At 39.5% G+C, this 22,085-nt stretch carries 26 protein-coding genes and 1 pseudogene; 23 read left to right on the top strand and 4 right to left on the bottom strand.

The annotated features are described in order from the left end of the window. Positions 1-237 precede the first annotated feature (237 nt). Complete coding sequence (locus AB3N00_RS28775; RefSeq protein WP_110758097.1) at positions 238-633, bottom strand: VOC family protein; 396 nt, start codon at positions 631-633, stop codon at positions 238-240. A 172-nt stretch (positions 634-805) separates the two neighbouring features. Here AB3N00_RS28775 and AB3N00_RS28780 point away from each other — a divergent pair, with 172 nt between their 5' ends. The 13 genes and pseudogenes from AB3N00_RS28780 (at position 806) to AB3N00_RS28840 (ending at position 11,511) form a co-directional block, all read left to right on the top strand. Beyond that, complete coding sequence (locus AB3N00_RS28780) at positions 806-1,399, top strand: TetR/AcrR family transcriptional regulator (protein WP_110758095.1); 594 nt, start codon at positions 806-808, stop codon at positions 1,397-1,399. Positions 1,400-1,873: 474 nt separating this feature from the next. Then, positions 1,874-2,485 carry a class I SAM-dependent methyltransferase gene (locus AB3N00_RS28785; RefSeq protein ID WP_413037569.1) on the top strand — a complete coding sequence of 204 codons (612 nt, stop codon included), beginning with the start codon at positions 1,874-1,876 and terminating at the stop codon, positions 2,483-2,485. Positions 2,486-2,569: 84 nt separating this feature from the next. Continuing rightward, positions 2,570-2,767, top strand: coding sequence for a hypothetical protein (locus AB3N00_RS28790; RefSeq protein WP_413037570.1), 198 nt, complete (start codon positions 2,570-2,572; stop codon positions 2,765-2,767). A gap of 435 nt (positions 2,768-3,202) precedes the next feature. Then, positions 3,203-3,880 carry a response regulator transcription factor gene (locus AB3N00_RS28795; RefSeq protein WP_413037571.1) on the top strand — a complete coding sequence of 226 codons (678 nt, stop codon included), beginning with the start codon at positions 3,203-3,205 and terminating at the stop codon, positions 3,878-3,880. Continuing rightward, the gene (locus AB3N00_RS28800) at positions 3,877-4,887 is read left to right on the top strand and encodes a histidine kinase dimerization/phospho-acceptor domain-containing protein (RefSeq protein WP_413037572.1); all 1,011 of its coding nucleotides are present in this window, start codon (positions 3,877-3,879) and stop codon (positions 4,885-4,887) included. The genes AB3N00_RS28795 and AB3N00_RS28800 overlap by 4 nt, the downstream gene beginning before the upstream one ends. A gap of 92 nt (positions 4,888-4,979) precedes the next feature. Further along, positions 4,980-5,693, top strand: a complete 714-nt coding sequence (locus AB3N00_RS28805) for an ABC transporter ATP-binding protein (protein ID WP_110756269.1) — start codon at positions 4,980-4,982, stop codon at positions 5,691-5,693. After that, entirely contained in the window at positions 5,690-6,439 is a 750-nt protein-coding gene (locus tag AB3N00_RS28810) for an ABC transporter permease (protein ID WP_413037573.1), read from the top strand. Before AB3N00_RS28805 ends, AB3N00_RS28810 begins: the two co-directional genes overlap by 4 nt. After that, positions 6,436-7,194 carry an ABC transporter permease gene (locus AB3N00_RS28815; protein WP_110756142.1) on the top strand — a complete coding sequence of 253 codons (759 nt, stop codon included), beginning with the start codon at positions 6,436-6,438 and terminating at the stop codon, positions 7,192-7,194. Before AB3N00_RS28810 ends, AB3N00_RS28815 begins: the two co-directional genes overlap by 4 nt. Positions 7,195-7,250: 56 nt before the next feature. Further along, positions 7,251-8,108: an ATP-binding cassette domain-containing protein gene (locus AB3N00_RS28820; protein WP_413037574.1), complete on the top strand. Its 858-nt coding sequence runs from the start codon at positions 7,251-7,253 to the stop codon at positions 8,106-8,108. A gap of 116 nt (positions 8,109-8,224) precedes the next feature. After that, the gene (locus AB3N00_RS28825) at positions 8,225-8,824 is read left to right on the top strand and encodes a hypothetical protein (protein ID WP_413037575.1); all 600 of its coding nucleotides are present in this window, start codon (positions 8,225-8,227) and stop codon (positions 8,822-8,824) included. 277 nt (positions 8,825-9,101) lie between these two features. Then, positions 9,102-9,376, top strand: a pseudogene (locus AB3N00_RS28830) (DUF6886 family protein); the annotation flags it as partial. Positions 9,377-9,438: 62 nt separating this feature from the next. Next, complete coding sequence (locus tag AB3N00_RS28835; RefSeq protein ID WP_413037576.1) at positions 9,439-10,200, top strand: helix-turn-helix domain-containing protein; 762 nt, start codon at positions 9,439-9,441, stop codon at positions 10,198-10,200. Between the two features lie 450 nt (positions 10,201-10,650). Next, complete coding sequence (locus tag AB3N00_RS28840; RefSeq protein ID WP_413037577.1) at positions 10,651-11,511, top strand: phosphotransferase enzyme family protein; 861 nt, start codon at positions 10,651-10,653, stop codon at positions 11,509-11,511. A 261-nt stretch (positions 11,512-11,772) separates the two neighbouring features. Here AB3N00_RS28840 and AB3N00_RS28845 read toward each other — a convergent pair whose 3' ends face one another. Together AB3N00_RS28845 and AB3N00_RS28850 are read right to left on the bottom strand one after the other, a co-directional pair. Then, on the bottom strand, positions 11,773-13,092 hold the full coding sequence (locus AB3N00_RS28845; RefSeq protein WP_413037578.1) for a hypothetical protein: 1,320 nt from the start codon (positions 13,090-13,092) through the stop codon (positions 11,773-11,775). A gap of 181 nt (positions 13,093-13,273) precedes the next feature. Continuing rightward, positions 13,274-13,525 (bottom strand): hypothetical protein, encoded by a 252-nt coding sequence (locus tag AB3N00_RS28850; protein WP_413037579.1) that lies wholly within the window; start codon positions 13,523-13,525, stop codon positions 13,274-13,276. 538 nt (positions 13,526-14,063) lie between these two features. On the opposite strand from AB3N00_RS28850, the gene AB3N00_RS28855 reads away from it, so the two are divergent. From AB3N00_RS28855 to AB3N00_RS28880, 6 genes are all read left to right on the top strand, one after another. Next, positions 14,064-14,708, top strand: coding sequence for a hypothetical protein (locus tag AB3N00_RS28855; protein ID WP_413037580.1), 645 nt, complete (start codon positions 14,064-14,066; stop codon positions 14,706-14,708). A gap of 85 nt (positions 14,709-14,793) precedes the next feature. Next, positions 14,794-15,660, top strand: a complete 867-nt coding sequence (locus AB3N00_RS28860; protein ID WP_413037581.1) for a YwqG family protein — start codon at positions 14,794-14,796, stop codon at positions 15,658-15,660. Between the two features lie 86 nt (positions 15,661-15,746). Continuing rightward, positions 15,747-16,673, top strand: a complete 927-nt coding sequence (locus AB3N00_RS28865) for a phosphotransferase enzyme family protein (RefSeq protein ID WP_413037582.1) — start codon at positions 15,747-15,749, stop codon at positions 16,671-16,673. 202 nt (positions 16,674-16,875) lie between these two features. Then, positions 16,876-17,337, top strand: coding sequence for a GNAT family N-acetyltransferase (locus AB3N00_RS28870; protein WP_413037583.1), 462 nt, complete (start codon positions 16,876-16,878; stop codon positions 17,335-17,337). A gap of 322 nt (positions 17,338-17,659) precedes the next feature. Beyond that, complete coding sequence (locus AB3N00_RS28875) at positions 17,660-17,905, top strand: hypothetical protein (RefSeq protein ID WP_413037584.1); 246 nt, start codon at positions 17,660-17,662, stop codon at positions 17,903-17,905. 443 nt (positions 17,906-18,348) lie between these two features. Continuing rightward, positions 18,349-18,825 (top strand): hypothetical protein, encoded by a 477-nt coding sequence (locus AB3N00_RS28880; protein WP_413037585.1) that lies wholly within the window; start codon positions 18,349-18,351, stop codon positions 18,823-18,825. A gap of 67 nt (positions 18,826-18,892) precedes the next feature. Here the strand turns inward: AB3N00_RS28880 and AB3N00_RS28885 are convergent, their stop codons facing one another. Beyond that, complete coding sequence (locus AB3N00_RS28885; RefSeq protein WP_413037586.1) at positions 18,893-19,237, bottom strand: DUF3221 domain-containing protein; 345 nt, start codon at positions 19,235-19,237, stop codon at positions 18,893-18,895. A 496-nt stretch (positions 19,238-19,733) separates the two neighbouring features. Here AB3N00_RS28885 and AB3N00_RS28890 point away from each other — a divergent pair, with 496 nt between their 5' ends. The 4 genes from AB3N00_RS28890 (at position 19,734) to AB3N00_RS28905 (ending at position 22,023) form a co-directional block, all read left to right on the top strand. After that, complete coding sequence (locus AB3N00_RS28890) at positions 19,734-20,078, top strand: DUF3221 domain-containing protein (protein WP_413037587.1); 345 nt, start codon at positions 19,734-19,736, stop codon at positions 20,076-20,078. Between the two features lie 215 nt (positions 20,079-20,293). Beyond that, entirely contained in the window at positions 20,294-20,695 is a 402-nt protein-coding gene (locus AB3N00_RS28895; RefSeq protein WP_413037588.1) for a DUF6979 family protein, read from the top strand. A 63-nt stretch (positions 20,696-20,758) separates the two neighbouring features. Then, positions 20,759-21,679 carry an HNH endonuclease domain-containing protein gene (locus AB3N00_RS28900; protein ID WP_413037589.1) on the top strand — a complete coding sequence of 307 codons (921 nt, stop codon included), beginning with the start codon at positions 20,759-20,761 and terminating at the stop codon, positions 21,677-21,679. Between the two features lie 23 nt (positions 21,680-21,702). Then, the gene (locus AB3N00_RS28905) at positions 21,703-22,023 is read left to right on the top strand and encodes a nucleoside triphosphate pyrophosphohydrolase (RefSeq protein WP_413037590.1); all 321 of its coding nucleotides are present in this window, start codon (positions 21,703-21,705) and stop codon (positions 22,021-22,023) included. Positions 22,024-22,085: the final 62 nt, after the last annotated feature.

Consider the following 22,085-nt stretch of genomic DNA (forward strand, 5'->3'; position numbering starts at 1 on the left):
TTGCGGCATATTAAAGCAGAGGGGCGTGGGAACAATGACTAATTCTGAAAAAATGATATCCGCATGAACTGGGGCTATTCTTGAAAGTGGTCTTCATAAGGTTCATACTCAGCATCTTCCACGCCTCAAGTTACGTTATCTGAATCATAAAGAAGAAACTGAAGGACCCTAATTCTTGCGAAACTTTGCCTACAGGCCACTGCGTCCAAATTAGGCGCGCTTTTCTTCGCTTAATGATTATTGTTTGGTAATCATCCAGGTGACGCCAAATTTATCTACGAGTTCACCATAATGGGCACCCCAAGGCTGTGGAGCGAAAGGATATTTCATTTCTCCGCCCTCGCTTAGCTTAGCATAAGCCGTCGTTGCCTCTGATACATCGTCAAAGCTTAAGGAAATACTGATGCTTCGGGTGTAATTAACTGGTTCGAAAGAGTCGGCCATCATGATCGTATTTGCACCCGCGATTGTTATAGCCAAGTGCATGACTTTATCCTTCATCGCTTCAGGAGTCCCCGGTGTTTCACCAAACGTAGTGAGGAATAAAATTTCGCCTCCAAGCGATTGGATGTAAAAGTTTGCCTGAGTTTTTGCGTCGTCTGACATTAAATACGCGTGTAATTGAGCTCCCATATAACAACCCCATTTCACTGGATATTAACTTTACAGTTGTAAAGTTGTAGGTTCATTATATTCTACAACTTAACTAATGTAAAGTAAGTTTGAGTGATTTTAAAGTATGGTTTGAGGGGGTATTCAAGTTTTGGTAATATTACAGAATGACCATACTGGAGTGTGATTTTAAATGGGTGAGATTCGTAATGCTGAACGTACACGTAAATCGATACTTCTAGCAGCGAGAGAGGAATTATTTGAGAAGGGGTTCAATGGATCAAGAGTTGAATCCATCGCTAAACGCGCAGGTACAAACAAACAATTAATCTATCATTACTTTAAGAACAAAGAAGAGTTAATGAATGAGACCGTAACTGATTTTTTGAGTTCTGTTCCACTGGGAACATTCACATTACCTGATAATCCAGTGGATATTGCTGAATTTCGTTTCAAGGTCAATGTAGCCCATTTATTGGATTTTCTAAAATATACAGCTTGGGAAGCTGTCGAACAAATACCTGAGAATAAGAATGGTGAAAATAGCAGGGGGCAGTTGCTTCAATCTTACAATGATGATATGAGGTCTAAGCAAGAGATGGGGCTGGTTCCAAAGGAGTTAGATCCGTCATTGATTACTTTGATGATATCTAGCCTGACGATATACCCAATTCTCTATAGTAATGTGACGAAAATGATAACAGGCCATACCCCTGAAGATCCAGAATTTCAAAAAAAATGGACTGAGTTTTTGCGCGCCATTAGTGAACGCATATTTAAATTATAGAATCCCCTATGCTCCGCCACTGACCCTCTCACGAGGGTTACAAACTGCAAACAAACTGTTTTGTTCCGGAACAGAACCCAGGAATTTGTTTGTCTTAAGGTTATGAGGTGTAATATATAGCGAATCTTCACTTCGAGCCATTTGACCAACGGGGATCGACTGCGTAGAGACGTTTCACTGTCCTCATAAGGTCGTCCAATGCAGGGTAGGTAGCGACTCAACCAACGGGAAACAATAGTTCCATAAAACCATAGGAGGCCGCCGATCAACAGGATCGGCGGCTTTATTTGACTACCGGGGCATTAAAATTTAGTTAAAAACAACTTTTCACCATAATATGAAGATTACCTGGTAAAATTGTAAATTAAGATCACATTATCTGGATTGTGATGCGCACAATTTGATCAGAAACCACGGAGAACTTAAAACGTAATAATGGCTAGTTGGGAAAATAACTAGTTGGATGTGACTAGAATGACTACTAGTGAACGGAACATTTTAAATCGGTTAATTGAACAGGCGAAAAGTCCAAAAGGTTTTTTGGGCTCTATTATGCTCGGTATAATGAATCGTGCCCATGAGGGAATGAATCGATGGGCATTAGAGTTAAATCCAGTGCAAGCGGGTTCCGTCATATTAGATGTAGGGTGCGGAGGCGGCCGTGCAATCCAGAACCTGTCTAGGATTAATCCGAAAGGAAAAATATGCGGCATTGACTATTCACATCAAGCCGTTACAGATTCAATAAGGAATAATAAAGAGAAAGTAGAACAAGGCATAGTCGAGATTCGTCAAGCATCTGTTTCAGATATCCCCTACTCTAAGGAATATTTCGATCTCATAACTGCTTTTCAAACTCATTATTTTTGGCCCGATCTAGAACATGATATTAGTGAGCTGCACAGAGTATTAAAACCATCGGGTCAACTTATGATTGTTTCAGAACAATATAAGATGAATTATCATATGAAAAATTATGAATCGCAGCATGATATGTTGCATCTGCTGGAGAGATCCGGCTTCAGAGACGTATCTGTTTTTGAAAAAGAAAAAAGAGGTTGGCTATGTTTTCTAGCAATAAAGTAACTTCTTCATGGTTTGTCTTGAACAATAAACTAATGGGGAGGATTGTTTAAGAAAGTTATAATTGTTTTTAAGGTGGTGTATTTGATGAACAAAAAAACAAAAGGAATTATTGGGGTGATTGGTTCCCTAATTGTATGTTTTTTTGGGGGATATCGTTTAATTACAGAAACGCCATCAACTTTCAGTCTGTTGAATATTCCAATAGTACTTGCGGTCACAGGATCTATAGGAGTTATTGGCAATCTGATTACTTTAAAGAAACTAAACAAGGATGCTTATTAAATTAACTGTAAACGTTAGTCTTGTAAAGACGAGGAGGCAACCAGTTATAGTGATCGGCTGTCTTCGTTCCCAGATGAACCTTTTTAGCATTGATATTCAGTACGTTATGAAGATGTAGTCCTGGTATTCCGAGCAGTTCGTTGATACAGGAGTGGCATCTGTCACATCCTTTTTGTTTGTTGAGGTAGGACTTACAACAGTACAGGATTTGCAGATTTTTTCCCATTTTTACCCTCGCTTTAGTTTTCAACTAACTAATTTCAGTTTTGGACCAATAAGTTTAATTAATTTAAGAACAGAAAGAGCCAACCAGTTAGATGAGCCCCTTTTTTTTATAAAACTCTATTAACGAACAATAAAATTGTCTTAACTGGGAACTATTCCTTTATATTGTGTTAATCTGTAGTGGACTCCATTTAGAGAGAGGGACGTCACTTGAAAAGAAGTGTATTATATATTGAAGATAATGAGAAAATAGGCACTTGGGTAAAGGAAGAATTGGAACAGCGAGGGTTTTCAGTTCAGTGGCTGCTAACTGGGGAAGGAGCCGAAAGAGAAGTCAATCAGCATGAAATCGTTATTTTGGATGTCATGTTACCCGGTTTAGACGGATTTACTGTGGGAAGACGATTAAAGAAGACAGCTCCTGCTGTTCCTATTTTGCTGTTAACCGCTCGAACATCGATAGAAGATAAAGTAGATGGTTTGCAATTTGCTGATGACTATTTAACGAAACCATTCCATGCGGATGAACTAGTTGCAAGAATAGAAGTATTAATACGTCGTAGTGGTGGAATAAAATCCGATCGCATTTCATTAGGAAATCAGATTGAAGTAGATCCTGAAGGTCAAATGATATTTGACAAACACACAGGAGAAGAAATTATATTAACAGGAAAACAGCATCAAATCTTAATGTACTTCATACGCCACTCTAATCAAGTTTTAACAAAAGAACAAATTTATGAGGCTATTTGGGAAGAAGCCTATATAACAGGCGATAAAACACTAATGGTGCATATCCACCGACTGCGTCAAAAGCTGGAACGTCATCCGGATTCCCCGGAGATTATTGAAACATTGAAGGGAATAGGCTATCGGGTGAAATTATGAAGCAAAAGAGATCACTATTTCGTCGTTTCTTAAAAGTACATTTTCTATTTATCTTTTTTCCTCCGATTATTATTATTTTCTTCAGTGCGTTTTTTGGGGTTTCAGAAATCCATGATAAAAATGTAAATACGTTAAATCTGTTTTACTTTACCGTACTAGTGTTTGGTTTTATTATTGTCGCATTTGTGATCTTATCTTGGCGGTTCTTCTTGATACTTCAAAAACGTCTCGCCAGCTTACAAGAAGTCATGTCATTTTCTGCTAAAAACAACTCATTTCCTAAAACTATATCTGTCCAATCAAATCGTGTGGATGAGATTGACCAGTTAGGTAGTTCTTTTAATTGGATGATTCAGCAGCTTGAAGACAGTCGCATGCGAGAATATGAAGAGGAGTTATTAAGACATCGACTGATTGCGAATTTATCTCACGACTTACGAACACCGCTTACCATTTTGAGAGGACATGTCACCCGTTTAAATAAAGAGCCCATGAGTCAAGAAGGACAAAACTCGATAACAGAGATCAACCATACGATTACAAGAGTCGGAGATCTAATGGAGGATTTACTGTCCTATACATTGCTTACCTCCGGAAAACATCCTTTTGTACCCGTTTCAACAGATATTGGACGTCTAGTAAGAGCATCTGTTGCTGCGTGGTATCCTGTATTTGAAGAAAAAGAAATTCAGCTCGATGTTGATTTACCGGGAGAGGAGACTTTTTATTGGGAAGTAGATCCGAATTGGATGACACGGGTTTTGGATAATTTATTTCAAAATATTCTTCGCCATGCAGCAGAAGGGAAATATGCAAACATTGTGGTTGATGTAGAAAAAGAACAGATCATTATTGCAGACAGAGGTCCAGGTTTGGATAACTCTTCCTATGAGCATGGGGCAGGGATTGGTTTATCGACTTCAAATTATATGTTGAAAAAAATGAAGCTGAAAGCTGACTTTACATCAAATGAAAATGGCACACGTGTAGTTATTGGTAGAGCGTAACCTAAAGGTAACCCAGAAGTAAACACCAGGATCACCGTGATGTAACTTTGCTTCTTTATAATGAGAGCCATAACAGAAAGGGAGTGTTATGGTTGCTTACCATTAATAACGTAGTCAAACATCGCGGAACTCAAGAAATTTTAAAAGGTATCAGTTTTAAAGCGAGACCGGGCAGAGTGACTGGTTTTTTAGGCCCAAATGGGGCAGGTAAAAGTTCTACACTTCGCATCCTGCTTGGATTAGATCGTGCCACATCAGGGAGTGCACTCATTAATGGAAAGCCATTTGCAGAATTACATAATCCTTTAGCAACAGTAGGTGCAGCACTTGATGGATCTGGGGCCCATCGTATGCGAACAGGACGAGCGCACTTGCGCTGGATTGCTCGTGCCGCAGGATTGCCTAATTCACGAGTCGAGGAAGTTCTGGAACTCGTAGGTCTTACTCATGCAGCTGAGAAAAGAGTTGGAAATTATTCGCTTGGTATGGGGAGAAGACTTGGAATGGCCGCTGCACTACTGGGTGATCCCCCAATATTGGTTCTAGATGAACCCGTAAATGGGCTCGACCCGGAAGGAATTCGTTGGATTCGGACATTTTTACGTAAACGGGCTGAGTCTGGCAACACGGTGTTACTATCCAGTCATCTAATAGGAGAACTTGCAGAGACTGTTGATGATGTGATCATTATTAAGCAAGGAACAATCGTTGCAGATGGAACCTTGGATGAGGTGATAAATAACCATTCCACGCTGGAAAAAGCTTATTTTGCCCGGACATCTGAACATGCAGGTGGTATTGTATGAGAGCATTCAACGCGGAATTATCTAAATTGTTCTCCCTGCCGGGCATTTGGCTTGCCTTTCTTGTTGGAGCATTTTCTCCTGCGGTCATAGCCACCTTAGACAGTAAAGCACAAAAAGAGGAGATTATAGCTGGAGCTAGCACACGGCTATTGGAAGTTGGCTATATTGGGTTAGCTCTTGGTGTACAAGGTGTCATCATCCTTGGTGTGCTAGCTGTCAGTAGCGAGTATTTGACAGAGAGCAGTGAATCTGGCGGAGGACAACAGATGACAACAAGTTTAACGGTTATTTCATCAAGGCTTCATTTTTTGCTAGCAAAAGCGGGCGCTGTGACAGTAATCAGTATACTGCTTTGTGTTGTTGCTATAGTGACAACTGTGTCTGCCACGCATCTTGTTCTTGGTCAGTATACCCCTGCATTTGAATGGTCTAAACTGCTCGGTGCAGTTTGTTACTGGACATTCACTGCTCTTTTAGCATTTGGGATTACTGTTATAACTAAAAATGGCACTATTCCGCTTGCTGTGCTCATCATAAATACATCGATGGTATCATTTAGTTTCTTGCTTTCTAAGGCCACAAGGTTAGCGTTATACTTACCGGATCGGGCCGGCCTTGAAATGTTTATGTTTATGAGCGATAGATTTCTCACCCCGTTCACAGGCGGCTTAGTCATGTCTGCCTGGGTAGCCGTTCTTCTCATTGCTGCAGCTATTGTATTCCATAGGAGGGACGTTGCAGCATGAGTGACCCTTCTATTAGAAAGATAACACAAATCCTTCGTGCTGAACTGGATAAATTAGCTACACTACCATTGATATGGCTCACTCTTGTGGGTACATTCATTCTTAATTTAGGATTAGCCGCAGCTTTTACTTCTATTGCTCTACAAGGGGAATTAGGGACACAAAGAATACTGAATATAGGGTTTGCTTCGATGGGTTATCTACAAGCAGGATTCATTATTCTTGGGATCATAGCTATTTGTTCAGAGTATACCGGTGGACAGATTCGAACGACGTTAGCTACGATACCTTGTCGTGGGTTCCATCTATCCATGAAGAACATGGCGTTGGCAATCATAACCGTTCCCGCGGCCTTTATTATAGCTGCATCCGGTGTACTATATACTTATATGATGATGAAAGACACAGCCGCAGCGATTGATGTTGATACAATGGTAAAATCATTAGCAGGTGCAACAGGCTATCTCACATTAACCACACTTCTCAGTGCAGCTATAGGTGCTTTATTAAGACGAACCACCCCTGCTTTAGTGGTACTGCTTGGTTATTATTTCATTGTCAGTCCATTATCGAGAGATTTTCTACCTATACTTAAAAAGTATTTTCCGGATACGGCAGGATATTATATGTATATGCCGCCTACCTCTGATGAAATAAATGTCCTTTCACCAATGCAAGGGACAGGGATTTTGATGTTATGGACACTGATTTTTATTACAGTAGCTATTGTATTTTACCGTAAACGAGATGCCTAAGTTTAAGTTTCATCAATTCCATATATAACGTAGTAATTTTTTAAGGTGGTGGGTAAATGACAACGGAGGCACTATTAACACTTAAAGGTGTTTCAAAAAAATATGGAAATAGAGATGTGTTAACAGATGTCTCTCTTACGATAAACAAAGGAGATTGTTTAATTTTAAGGGGGGGAAATGGTTCAGGAAAAAGTACGATGCTCCGAATTGTAAGTGGGCTAATTCCAATAAATTCAGGTGAAAGGTTGCTGAAGCATTCTGGCTTAGTTATTGGTTACACACCTGACCGACTCTCAAAACTAAGGATGACTTCGACTGAGTACCTGACACAAATGGGGAGGATATCTGGTATCCCCAAAAATAATCTAAAAAATCGCATTAGAGAATTGCACGATTTTTTTAGTCTTGAACAGAATAATACGTTGAAAATGTCTCATTTTTCTAAAGGAATGTTGCAAAAAACGAACCTCATGCAAGCAATGATTAAAACGCCAGATGTCCTTGTACTGGATGAGCCTTTTTCAGGATTAGATAAAGAATCTACAGGGCACTTACTTAGCTCATTGAAGAGAATAATATCTCAAGGCACTTCAATAGTTGCTGCTGTTCATGATCCATTACTAGCAGGTCAATTGGAGAGTAGAACATACTGGATCAGGCAAGGGCGAATATTGATGGATAGTGTAGATAATTCTTCAGATCATTCGATTGCCTTTTTCGAATTGGAAGGTTCAGTGGACCAGGAGACTTTAGATCGTCTTTCAGGTTTATTTTCTGATGTTACTTGGAAAACATTCGATAATGGATATCTCCTGTTCACTATCATGAAGAAGGATTATCGTGACTTTTTAATTGAATTTATACATAACGGAGGAGAGATTAACAGCCTGTCAAGAAAGGAACTGAATGAATGACTTCACTGGTGTCCTTCTTACATACGTGCTACATGCGTTCTTATCGGTATGGCCCGCCTACATTTGTCTTTTTTCTGGGTATTATATTTGTGTACAGTGTAGTTCCAAATCCCGTGATGGCAAGCTATGCGTTTTCAACTACATTTTTATTTATTATTTCTGCGGTTATTTGTTATACGTTCATAGATATTGAAACTTCGAATCAGGAATCTGTAACTATGTTGCACAGTGGAAGTTTACTTAAACTGTATATTTCTAAATTGGTATATAGCTGGCTATTTTCTGTCCCATTGGCGTTATATGCGGTGTTGTTTCCTGCATTATTCCAAAAATTTGATAGAAATCCTAGCTTTGAAGAGCTATGCATGTCCTTGATTTATCATGTCTCTTCATCCTGGTTAGGTGTCGCACTAGCTTGTTGGTTTAGTTCTAAATTTATCCGATCCCGAGTCATGTCTTTCTTATTGTTAAGTGTTGTCGTTGTCGTTACCCTTTCCGTACAAGGAATTGAAAATATTTTGCCTGAAGGCTTAGAAAACATGATTCTTTTGTTGCCTCCATTAAATAGCACTGTAAACGTGCTAGTTGATTATGATGCTGCAACGCTTTATAGCAAACTAAATGTAATTGGAGCATCATTACTATATGGTGTAATTAGTGCTGCGTTATTTCTGTTCATGCTTCATAGACGAAAGCTGGATTCATCTTATTCATAAGAAATTTTGTTTTATGAAGTAACTGATCTCTTTGAAAATGAGTATTTATTGATTTATACGCTATTATTTGAGGGCCATCTACTTTTGGTCCTCTTTTCTTTGCTTTCTTTGTGGTATATTCGACCGTTGCCGTCAAGCTATACAAAAAAAGAGGGTGGCCGATCCTCTTTTTTTGCCTCATAAGATATAGTAGTTTTGTCTTACTTACTAAGTAAGACAGACAACGGTATCCGGCACAGGGTAGCGCCTTCTATTCCAGTTTAATCGTCCTGATACTCCTACGGAAGTTTGGGCAATAGGTGAAGAGCACGAGTTTTCGTACTATTTCCCTAGAGATCGTCCCCGAATTGTCTTAGGAAAGATGAGGCGAGAACAGAACAACATTTAAAACTCTTCTTTAATAATTCAATTGCGAATACCATAGTTACAGTAGAAAGTGACTGGTATAAGAGGATATCAAAGGCAAACATATTTAGATATTGCTTTGACAATGAGGGTTTTGATCTTTTTGATAAAACAGCTGGCTACTACATCTCTCGCCATATGGTATAATTCCGCTAGTAGCGAATATGTTCCATATTATGAATTCTAAGGAACAAAAACATATTAGGAGAGTGACACAAGCTAACCAACCATACAAAATTCTTTCTGAGCTCCTGTTTCGAATAGAAGAAAGTGTTTCTGGTACCAGCGAGACAGAATATTTGAACTATTTCCCGATCTCTACAGTTCATTTGCGTCGACTTTTCAAGTTTGTTTTTGGCGTACCGCTACAAAGGTATATCCGTTCTCGAAAGCTAGCCTTTAGTTTAGAAGATTTGATGCAAACGGAGAAACGCGTTTTCGACATTGCCATCGAATGTGGTTATGAACATGAACAAACTTACATACGCGCGTTTAAACGCGAATACGGAATAACGCCTGGCGAATGCAGGGAGTCTGGAAAAAGCATTCAAGTAACCGCTCCAATTCATTTGTTTCCAGAGAACGACATTTGCGGAAATCTAGTATATGGGCCGGACATGGTCATGATCCCATCTTTTCATGTAATCGGGCGAATGTATCAAATTGAAATTGCTGAATCGCCGACCAAAGCACCCGAAGTGGCAAAACAGTTTTGGTGGGACAAGCGTCATGAAGTGCTTAATCCGATAGAACCCCATATCTATTACGGTCTAACGAGAACACCAGATCCATCGCTTAGTTGGACGTACTACCTACCCTCTATGCGTGTAACGGATCTGAACAACATACCTGAGGGGCTGTATTGGGGACACCGTCCCTGCTTCAATGTGTGTTGGCTTTCGTTATATCGGAAATCATCATTACGAGGATCTGAGTCAACAACGAGCAGAGGCGCTGTATACTACCATTGATAGGCTAGCAGCAGAGCACAGCAAGAGATTCGAACTTCTGGATAGCGAGTTCTTCTTCGAAAAAGTAGATACGGAGGCATATGATGGAGAGTATTGCCAGATGGAATGGTTTGCGCCCATCAGAGTGAACATCTTTTTGAAATGATCAAAAAAGTCCATTGAGTGTGCCGATACTGTGGCATACTCATTTTTGAAAGTAATCACAAATAGATGTTTGTACAGTTAAGGAGAGATAGTTATAAACTATAACGAAGTCGTTGTAATCGGAGATGCCTATTTACTTACAGTTGTATCAGAGTTGTTCGGATTAGAACGTTATGAAATCCAGCGGATTCCGGCACATGATGGAGGGCGGAATGTCGTCTATACTGTGAAAAAGAGGGCGAGGTCGCTAAAATACTCAGAATTGCTTTCTTACCAGACAGGAGCCGAGAAGATTTCCTAGGCGAAGTGGAGTTTGTACGGTATCTATTTGAGCATGGAGGCAGTGTCTCCAATATAATTAGCTCCCGAAATGGGAATCTGCTAGAGGAGATTACCCATAATAACCACATCTTTTTTGTCTGCCTGTTTGAAAAGGCGAAGGGGAAATTGCTTATAGAAAATAATTATCAGTACAGAGAAGGAGCTCCACTTATCGAATATTATTATAATTGCGGCAAAACGCTGGGGCGACTGCATCAAATATCAAAAGGGTATACGCCTGTCCATCACCGGTATAGCTTTCATGACAAATTCAATGCCGAATATATCGATAAGATGATACCATGTTCCTTATCTTTACTTAAGGCGAAGATGGTAGAACTGCTTGATACCCTGGGAGGATTAAGTAGAGACCAGGAGACTTTTGGTATGATTCATTTTGATTACAACGATGGAAATTATTCGATAGATTCTGATACCGGACAAATAACTGTATATGATTTCGATAATTCATGTTTTGGTTGGTATATGCTTGACCTCGCCAGTATCTGGAGAAACGGCGTAGGTTGGATACAATTTGAACCAGACGCTAGCCGTCGCAGAAAGTTTATGGATGATTACTTTGAGTCAGTTCTTGCAGGATACAGATCCGAGACCAATCTTGAAGAGTCGATACTGGCTAAGTTACCCTTATTTATTCAAGTGAATCTTATGGAAAATATACTAGATAGATTCGAATATATGAGCAACAATGGAGAAGAGCCTGAGTGTGATGAGGAACTATCGTATCTCATAAAATGTCTGGAAGAAGATATCTCGTATATAGGTTTTTTTCATGAGATATACTCAAGTGAAGAACCGTTTGAGTATGAGAATCGCAATATTTAGTCTTATTGTTGTGGTAATCCCCGTCCCGTCGTCCTTATAACCAGTTCTGAATGCAGCGTTAGGTTAGGAAATATCGCTTACGTTAATTGATTGAATCTCTAGGAGATGCCAAAACTCGTAAGCTCCTTCTTTTTTATTACTAGTATTCACATATGATGAACCGCATCAATTTAAAAAATGAAATGTTAACCCAAAAATTTGCACGCAAAAATGAGGCAGTCGCACCGAAGGTATTCGGGGGGCTGCCTCGTTTTGTTGAGGTTACAAGTTATAATCAATACCTTCGCTAGCGCCTGTGCGGGCGTTTACGTATATGTGAGATACACCTTCGATCCCAGTGACGGGAAATGCATATATGAGCTTGGCGTTGTGGATTTTCAGTTTTGGCTTACCCGATACGTTTACGTTTGGACCAAGCTTCTCGGAGGCTTGCTCTGCTGTCAGCTTCGGGTGAAGGGGGAAGGTTTTATTGTAATGGGAAAAATAATTAAACGCATTAAAGCTATTCAACGCACCGGTACGGCGATCAAATTTCCATACGACTTTCATCTGCGGAATAGGAACTTGCTCACGGACCGGAATATACGTGAGATAAATGGATGTTTCTTTTATTTCTTTTGCTACTAATGTCAGACGTTCGTCAGACCAGCGAGCCATCCAGATGTCTGCAACCGCGATAGCCTGCTTTAAGTCCATAGATTGCTCTTCAGCTTCTTTTTCGGAGATCGAGCCCTTGCGTGTCACTTGGAGTACGTGTCCGCTTTTACTTAGCGTTGCAACATAGGAGCTGTTCGATTTTCCTTCGGTGTCCGATAACTTGAAATCCATGACTTCTCCGAACTCGGCACTGCTCCCGCCTGAGATGTGGACGATTTGCTTACCAGCTCCTTTATTCCAAGCCTCGCCCATGAAAATTTCTGCTTTGGCCGCAAGCTCCGTAGCCGTATACTTGGTTTCACCGGCGAAAACGGTTCCTGGCTTCGGAGGTATGTAAGGATTCAGGTTGTACAGGAACTCGTTAAAGGCTTTATTACCATACGTGGAGACCGAGTCAAGTTGAGACAAAGCCTCTTCCATTTCAGTTAATATCTGTTGTATATCTGATGTAGAGGAAATAGTAGCTTTCTTTTCCATCTGATCGAGATACGGTAGGGCGGTCTTTGCGAACGTTCTCAAACGCTCAATTTGTTCTAATTGGTCCGGGTTAAGCGAGTTATCTTTCTCACTGGCAGGATAGGCCAAGTAGCTGCTGCCGTCTGAGATAAACGTCTCATATGCCCAAGTTTGAAAGTTCATTGTAACGGATCCGATCCTTACATATTCCAAGATGAGATTAGCATTTTCTATCGCAGATTGAAGTGCTGCTTGGCGATCTGAAATCGTAGAGGCCGCAAGGGACTCCGCAAGCGCATAGTCGAAATCGCGCAGGTAGAACGATTGCATATGCGACCAGTACTGCGTATTGCGCTGTTGTTGCTGCTCCCATTGTTGATTCTTCTGATGCTCCGTATAACTGAAATACGTGCCCGCTATTGTTGTCACACAAAGCAAGCCAATGATAGATTTGGTGCGAACGTTCATGTCAATTAAAACTCCCGTCTATGTCTTCATAATGCTTATCCACTTTAACAAAGACGAGAACTTAGTTTAATGAGTAAATATTACCAATCTGAATTACCAGCCCATTGCACCAACTCTGCATGCATGGGGTTGATGGAAAGTACATAAGAGGTGGGAATAGTAATATTAAGTTTAAAAATTTCTATTTTTGAATGATCTCTTCAGGAACACCTACAGTCACGACTTCAAGTGTTTCATAGTTAATGAGGAGAAACACTTCTGTATCCTTATCTTCTATTAAATGTCCGTATAGCCCAACGTCCGTCCCGAGATCGGGAGGATTTATCTTGTGGCGAGTAAATTCAACATTGAGACCGTATTTTTCTTTAAAGTGTGTTATCCCTGCTTCTATAGCTTTGTTGATCACTTGAGTATTTTCGTGTGAATCAAACAAGAAGCTACAGCCTCCCATGATCAGGACAAAGCAAACAAAAATGAATGCAATAAATGACTTACTTTTACGAATAATGTCCACTCCTTAGTTCTATCATGATATGGGTATATTACTATATTTTGTGTTTATGCGTACATAGAGGAGATGGATGTGACCCCTTAGACGTCTGCAATGATTCACCGGCGGTATGACCCAACATATTCTGCGTCACGAGCAATACGCTTTAAACGTTCGATTAGAACAATAAAGGTACTCTGCGGACCCAATTCATGTAAGGGGATCGGAGTCATTTTGGAATCAACCTGAGAAGGGTTTTAATTCATAGGGCTTGTGGATGTGAAGAAGCTTCCTCCTCGCATTGTTATCATTCATTGTGTGCAGAAGCTTCATAAAGATTGTACCTGAAGACGAGTAGACTCATCTCGTGAAGCGACTGGGCAAGCGCAAACCACCACTCCTAACATTTTACAAAAAAGAGAATTTATTTTGGTATAATAGAGACTTGCTTGTTCATTACCATGTTCAAAGGAGAGTAATAATGAAGTTTCGATGGAAAGTTGCCTTTTATGTCGCCGTGTTCCTGCTTGTCTTATTTATGAGCTTAAATGGGTATTCAAAAATCCTGACCATAGGGGTTGGTATGGGAGCAGCCCTTATGGCGTTTATCATCCACTATTTTTATCCGTTAGCCCTTGAAAAGCGTTTGGATCGTGTGGAGTCCTTTTTACTTATTCAGAAAAGTACGCCTGAACTTTATATGAATTATGTGCTTGCGAATAGATTCGAGGATGAATCAAGAATGGTTATGGAGCAGATTATGAATAAGCATAGGAGTGAAAAGGCACAAGCAGTGTACAAAGCAGCTTATGGGGTTTATCGCAAGGATATGAATGATGTTCGGAAAGCCGTGCCGCATATCCGCTTTTCGGATTACCGTACATATTACGAAACCATATTGTTATCGGAAGATGAGAAAAGTACTAAGGCAAGAGAACGTCCGAAGTCAATCAAAAAGCGTTGGATGAGATCTGCGTTACTCGCCGAAATAGAAATCAAAGCAGGATGCCGGGAAAAGGCCATCCAGCATGCTAGGGAAGCAATTGATGCTTCAAGAGGTGTCCATCGTTATGTCTTACATAAAGAATACGAGAGAATATTGCCGGAAGCTGTTGAGTCTATATGATAAACGCAAAACGTTTAGCCAGCACTATTATGTGCTTCGATGATTTAACCATGAAAAGAATAAAGTACCTTTTGGGGGCCTTATAATGATGATCAAAGAAAAAGTAATACAACAGCTCGAACAAGTGGGTCTAAAAGAATACAGTAATGCTATTGCCAACTGGATTTTCCCGACGGCTCAACTATTCCTGAAGCCTATGTCCGATTCTGATATTTCATTGGGAAAAAGTAAGGTAGGCGGTAATCCAGATCTTCCAGAAGACCTAGCATGGCCAAAATGGAAAGACTATGATATGACTTTTATCTCGCAAATTAATTTGTCAGATTGCCCACAATACATGTCTCTTCCTACGAGTGGACTCCTATCCTTTTTCTACGCTGTAAAACCTATGTATGAAGATATGGAATTTCATCATGATCCTACCACATGCCGAGTGTTCTACTTCGACTCGGACCGTCTCAAAAAATTAGTACGAAGAGACACGCCCGATGGTTTAACTGATTTAGAAAAAATGAAGCCGAACCAAGTTGTATTCGAATCCAAATTCTCAGTACCAGACGCTGAGTCCGCTTATCTGGAGAGCTTGGGGCTCGATTGGAACGGGAACATCGAGGATTTTGAAAAGTATTGGAGATTATTTTTACCGAATTGGAGCACTAAAGGATACATTAACCGACTTATGGGCCATCCGGATCAAATTCAGGGAGACATGCAAGTTAGCTGTGAGTTAACTTATGGACCACATAAGTGGATTGAAAGCAATAACCCAAAGATTCGAGATCAAGTTACACATTCTGCACTTAAATGGCGTTTACTTCTCCAAATTGATTCGGAAGAAGAAAAGACGGGGATGATGTGGGGAGATGTTGGTAGAATTTATTTTTGGATCCATGAAGATGATCTTGCTAATTTATGTTTTGAACGAGTAATTTGTGTGATGCAATGTACGTAAGGTATAAAAGCTCAATAAAAATAATGGGGTAGTTGTGTAACGCGATCGGCTGTTTTTCTTGCGGCAAACATGGGGAGGAGAAGCGAATGGATGAAAGAATTCTACTATTTTTGAATGAAACATATCCTATTCATTTTTATATTGTAGAAACCATAACTAATGAAATGTACCGTTGCCAATCAAACAAGGGTAGTTTCTTTGTTCGAATAACGAACTATAAGACATATCAAGAACAACTGGAAGAAGTGATGTGGACCCATTTTTTATTTACCCAAGGTGTAGGGGTACCCGAGGTCATACCATCTAACAACGATCTACTAATTGAAAAGATAACAATAGATGAAGAGAAGTTGGCCGTTTTATTTCAGTCTGCATCGGGAATTCATCTGCCACGCTCAAAATGGGACGGAACTGCATTTAGACTACTTGGACAACAAATGGGAAAAATGCATCGAGTGAGTAAAGGATACTTGAAGTCTAAAACGATTGTACATATTAATCATTGGTACGAAAGTGATGAATATGATTTTCTCAAATATATTCCTACAGAAGAGAAGTCCATACGGGAGATTGCACATGACGTGGTAAAGCGTGTGAAGGGCCTGCCACAGGATCATTCAACTTATGGTCTAATACATGGAGACCTGTGGCTAGAAAATATCCTCATAGACAATGAATCTAAACTAACTATGATTGATTTTCAAGATTGTGAGAAGCATTTTTATGCATACGATTTAGCCGTTCCAATCTATTCAGCACTTGAGTTCTCGTACTCCGGGGGAGGGAACATACGAGATTATGAACAATCCATTACCAAAGCGCTAATCGAAGGATATAAGGAAGAGAATGATCTCTCTTCTGAAGTGCTTATGCAATTACCGCTATTTCTAAAACTTAAAGAATTATTTGAATATAACTTGATGCATATGTATTGGAATTTTGAAGAGCTCAGCGAGGAACAAGTTCGAATCTTGAACTTATATAGAATTAGGATTGAAAACATGGATGTTTGAGCTAACGGTGGATAATTCTCGAATTTGTATTTGAACAATTTCAGAAACAGTTGGCCGTTGCAGCAGCTACTCCTTTCTTACTAAACCTAATATGCAGTACATTTCTATTATGCAAAAATAGGGTGCGCCGAACTTGCTATGGGCAGTACATACCGCAAACACACTTATTAAAAAAATTTATAACAGTTAACGAGGAGGAAACATGGAGCATTTCACCATACAACCAGTATCTGCAGAAAATTGGGAAGAAGCGATTAATATATCTGTTTTTGAGGAACAGAAATGCTTTGTCCCTTCAGTGACTCAATCACTCGCATATGCTTATATCAAGCCATGGGATGAAGCGTTAGATCCCTTCATACTATCCATACATGAACAAATTATTGGTTTCTTTTACGTGTCGTACACCCCTAACAGTTCAGATAATTACTGGATTGGCGGATTTCAGATTGATGCAAAGTACCAACAAAAAGGGTGCGGAAAAAAAGCCATGGCAGCAATCATTCAATTTTTGAGAGAAAGTCATCCAAGTTGTAACCTCATTTCTTTGACTGTGGAAAAAGAGAATTTTATTGCACAGCGTTTATATCAAGGATTAGGCTTCATCAGTGAGAACCGTTTGAACCAGGACGGAGAAATAATCTACAGGATTAAATTAAGCTAGAGAGCATTATGTGAGAAGAAGTAGCAGTATATTTCTGGAATATATTATCATTGGGAATTACTGAGATGGGATGATGGGCTGTAGAATCACAACTTGAAAAAACTCGGTTCCTACCTCTGCTTACAACTGAACCATCTGCAGCAACAATAATTGCCCCGATAGGAAAAGTACCTTCATCTCTAGCATTTTACGCCGAAGTGGACGCTATAAGAAAAGCCGGAAATGTGATACTTCATCTTGAGAGCAAGAAATTTATCCCTAAGAACGAACTTACCTTATATACTACTGTGAGCCTTGTCCCATGTGCACGGGAACAATTGTGTTGTCTTTGATTAAAAAAGTGGTTTGGGCTGCAAATGATAGGGATATAGGTGCATTTAAAAAATTCAAGGAATTAAATAGCGAATTACCTATTTATAATGATCTGTTCCGCGACATCGAGTTTGTTGCAGCCCCCTACAGGGATTTAGAATTGAGACAAATAAGAATGTTAGCAGAGTGGAATAACAGCCGCGGGTATACCGATACTCATTGGAATGATGAATTAGCAAATGAAACTATCCAATAATAAATGAAACTTTATACATCCGCATCAACGGATCAACTGTGGTATAACTAGTGGATGATAATAGGGATCGTTGCAGAAATGCTAACGGTCCTTTTTGAATACTTTTAGAGATTATGGGAAAGAAAGCTTAGTATTAACTGGAATTCCTTGAAAATGGCGATTTATTTGCTTAGTCTCTATGATTATACAAATACTCAATAATAATATTTTGTAGCTCGTTGCTATACTTCATTTCAAAATAGATAAGGCTTAGTAAGACGGTGATTATTACCAGTAGTACTGTAACTTCAACTCGAAATTTATCTATCAGTAGTTTTGTCCTCCTTGTGGAATAATAGTTCTCAAAAATCTTAAAACTTTCCGGTAATTGAACACGTTATACTTAGTAGATATAAGAATTTTCCATTCTTTAGAAATATTACGTTGAAAGGAGTTTTCGATCCATGAAGAGGAAAAAAATAGTTCCGCTTTTATTTGCAGGAATTGTTGCTGGTTCCATTTTAGTAACGACGACTACAACTGCGGAAAGAGTTGTTGCCCAAACTCCGATAGAGGCAGCAAAGGAGTACTATGATGCTTACATTGCCAGGGATGCAGAGGGAATGATGTTCTATTCAAAAGATATAAACTATTTGGATGAGAAGAGTCGTGAAGAAGGGTATCTAAAGGATTTTAAAACCAATCCTACTACTGGGTATGAAATTGTGGGAAGCAAACAGATCAATAGTCAGGAAGTTGAAATTTCAGTGATCGAAAAATATGCAGGCCAAGGCTACCAGCAGTCACCGCCACTCCCTTATATAGTTTTTAATAGCGACAATGGGTGGAAGGTTTTAGTAGAGCCATTGGAAATCAACACTGCGACAGGTGAAGTGACTAAAGGTACACCGATTCACGAAAGGAAGTATACGGATAATTAGCTTAGCAATTGAACGTGTGACCTGTTCTATGGATCCCACATGAGCGTTTCTACCTTATAAAATGATACTAGTTCTTGATTCTAACGGTAGCATTAGCTTGAGATGGATACGACTTTTTTATCGATTCTTCAATGCTTAAGTCAACATTATCACCTATTACTATGGTTTCATACACTTCAGAATTTTTGACTGTTATCCAAATTGCATCAGGTTCGTTTAGTTCGAGAATTTGCGATACTGAGATGTTACCAGTCTCAGGTATATGCTTAACTACCAATATTTTCAGATCTTCTTTTCGAATGACATAGCCCTCTGAACGATCCCATTTCTCAGGGATGATTGATTCGTTGCCAGAACAACCGATTATAAACAATAAAAGACAAGGTAATACAAATAGACTCCAATTTTTCACTGTACACCTCCTAATGTGTTTTCCTTACTTATTAACGCTCTATCCCCATTTGATGTTGCTTCATAATGGGATCGAACTACAGATATCGATTCATATAAAAATTCATACACCTTGAGACGACATTTCAAATAACTTCTGGGAAGCTCAAGGCGTATGGTAAGAGTGGATAGAATCTGAATGGAAGTAGTTATCCTCTAGCTGAGATATTGTTCACACTAGTTACGAGATTAAATGTGGACTGACAGATATGATAATTACTGAACTTAGTGGTACACAGTTAGGAGATAGTGGAGGGTTAGTATACAATGTCGTCAATAGTGGGTACGAAACTATGCAGGAATTGAAGGGACCCACTCGGGTATAGTTAGAATAGATGGAGTGAAAATCTGGCAAGCTTTTTCAAAATATAGTTATACAATTAGTGCGCTAGGTCTCTCGGGAGTTAACACTGATTCCTCCAATTGATGGCTTTATAATGAAGTGGAAGGTAATGATCATGGCTAAATTAGTGAGTGGGCTCACGCTCGTTTTGTTGCTACTAGTCGCCGGCTGTAGTTCTCAAAATGAACCAACTCAATCAGATGCGGACGTCAGCGGTACAATTATAGAAGTTAATGAACAAGATAATCAAATATTGATTGAACAAGATAACCCAGATGATCCTGCAATGAAACAAATTTGGATAAGTCAAGATGAAAATAGTGAAATGGTTATCGGTGGATCTGCCGAGTCTACATTTGCTAATTCAATAAAAAACAAAAAAGCTGAAGTATGGATAAAAAATCTTATAGCCCAGTCATCGCCTCCACAAGCTCTAGCTGAAAAAGTTATTATTGAATAATAAGAGTTATGGTAATTGATATCAAAAGCCGCGCGGCTTTTTTGTTTTAGAAACCAATTTCTTGTTCTAAGTTGTGGACAAGGCGCCTTTGTGAAAACAACATGAACCAAACAACTCTAAATCTATACCTTGAGATCAATTGGATATGTTAGGATATAGGGGGTTCAACATATCTCGTCAAAGCCCATTAACTTTTAATTCTGGAGGAAACATCGGTGAACAAGTACGGTGAAGTGGCGGTTCGTGCAATCCATTCCATATTAAATGGTGAAGAAACCCATCCACTCTCTGCTTGGAAGAAAGCAGCGTCAATTTCTTTCGGAGAGGGGACATGGGGGCAGCGTAAAGGTTGTCCTAAGAATGCTTTTCTTGGATTATGTGAGAAGGGTTTAGTAAATGGTATACCTCATGGTAATTACTCTGCAAGAAGTGGATCAGAGAAGAATAAATATTACGCTATCCATGCGATTGAAGTCTTGAAAAGCAAACCTGGATTATCAAAGGACAAGCTAGGTTTGTGGAGAGAGGTGTTGAATGGGAAACAAATGTCTCATAACTCACAGATGGATGTTGTGTTAGCATTGTGGAATAACCATATGATAGATCGGAGTAAATGAGTGAACTTCTTAGAAAAATGGCTACATATCATTCGGAATTGTTCTTTTGATAACACGTATAAAATGGCTTGGGCTAAAGCCATTACTGAAATTGCTGTAGAGCAAGAAGAAGCTTTTCCAACGGAAGAAGTAATTCTAGTTGAGGTTCCGTTAAGAGATATTGCAGAAAAGGTACTTCGCTATTATTTTGAGCAAACCATATTCTTTGCTCTTCAGCAAAGTTCAAATCCTGTAAAGCCGCCTGTTATGGTGACAATTGCAAAGCAGCTGATAACCGCTTATCAGGCTCGTACAGGCTCGATGAAACCAGTAAAATGGTTTAGATCTAATATAGAGACCGTATGCAGTGTAGAGTATCAGAAGGCTGTATCTTCTACAGTCAAAGCGCTAAAATCGGATGTAAGTTACCGCTTCTTACGTATAGAAGGAAAAGAAGTGGAAGGTGTTTATCAATATCAGCAAAAAGCGGATAGTCTGTTCATGCAAAGAGGGGATTTACTTACCCTTAAGAGCAATTGTCTCATTGTGTTTGATGCCATTAATTATCGATGGACGCAGATGTTAGAGAACTTTAATCACTCGCCAAGATTGTCAAAGAAAGTACGAATCATTGACGAAGATCAGGTGCGCCGGAAACCACTTGGTAAATTTGCGGAGTTTATTGAAGCTGAGAACCCAGAGTGTCTTTGCTTTTTATGCGGTGAAATAATAGAAGCTGAAACACCTGCGATTGATCATGTGATCCCATGGTCGTATCTGTATTCGGATGATCTCTGGAATTTAGTGTTCGCGCATCAATCTTGTAACAGTAGTAAATCCAATGTGATACCGAGTGAGGACATGATTCTTCGATTAGAAGCAAGAAACCAAGCACTTCTTGACCATTTGAAAGAGAATGCGAAGTTGAATAAGCATGTTTCTGATCTAGACCTAGCAATAGAAAGTAATCTTGTACGCAAGTTCTGGATTTCATGCCAGGGTTAAGAAATCGACAGGAGGTTTTTTGGATGAAGACATATAACAAGCTTGTTCGAGATAAGATACCCCAAATTATTGAAGCAGACGATAAGGAATGTAAGATAAGAGTACTTGATGATGAAGAATATCCGGTTGCTCTAAAGACGAAGCTACAAGAAGAACTGAACGAGTTTCTTGAAGCGAAAGAGAAAAACGAGCAGATCGAGGATTTGGCCGATTTGTTAGAGGTAGTCTATAGTTTTGCGCGTAGTCAAGGTACTACAGTGGAGGAACTAGAGCATATTCGCAAAACTAAACACGATGAGCGTGGAGGGTTTGATCAAAAAATTATGCTTTTAACCGTCCAATAGTTACAATTTTTTTAACACTCAAGTAGAGAGATTAAAAGACAGCAGTTTTCTCTATGTCATTA

This window comes from Paenibacillus xylanilyticus (assembly GCF_047246825.1).
GTDB lineage: Bacteria > Bacillota > Bacilli > Paenibacillales > Paenibacillaceae > Paenibacillus > Paenibacillus xylanilyticus_B.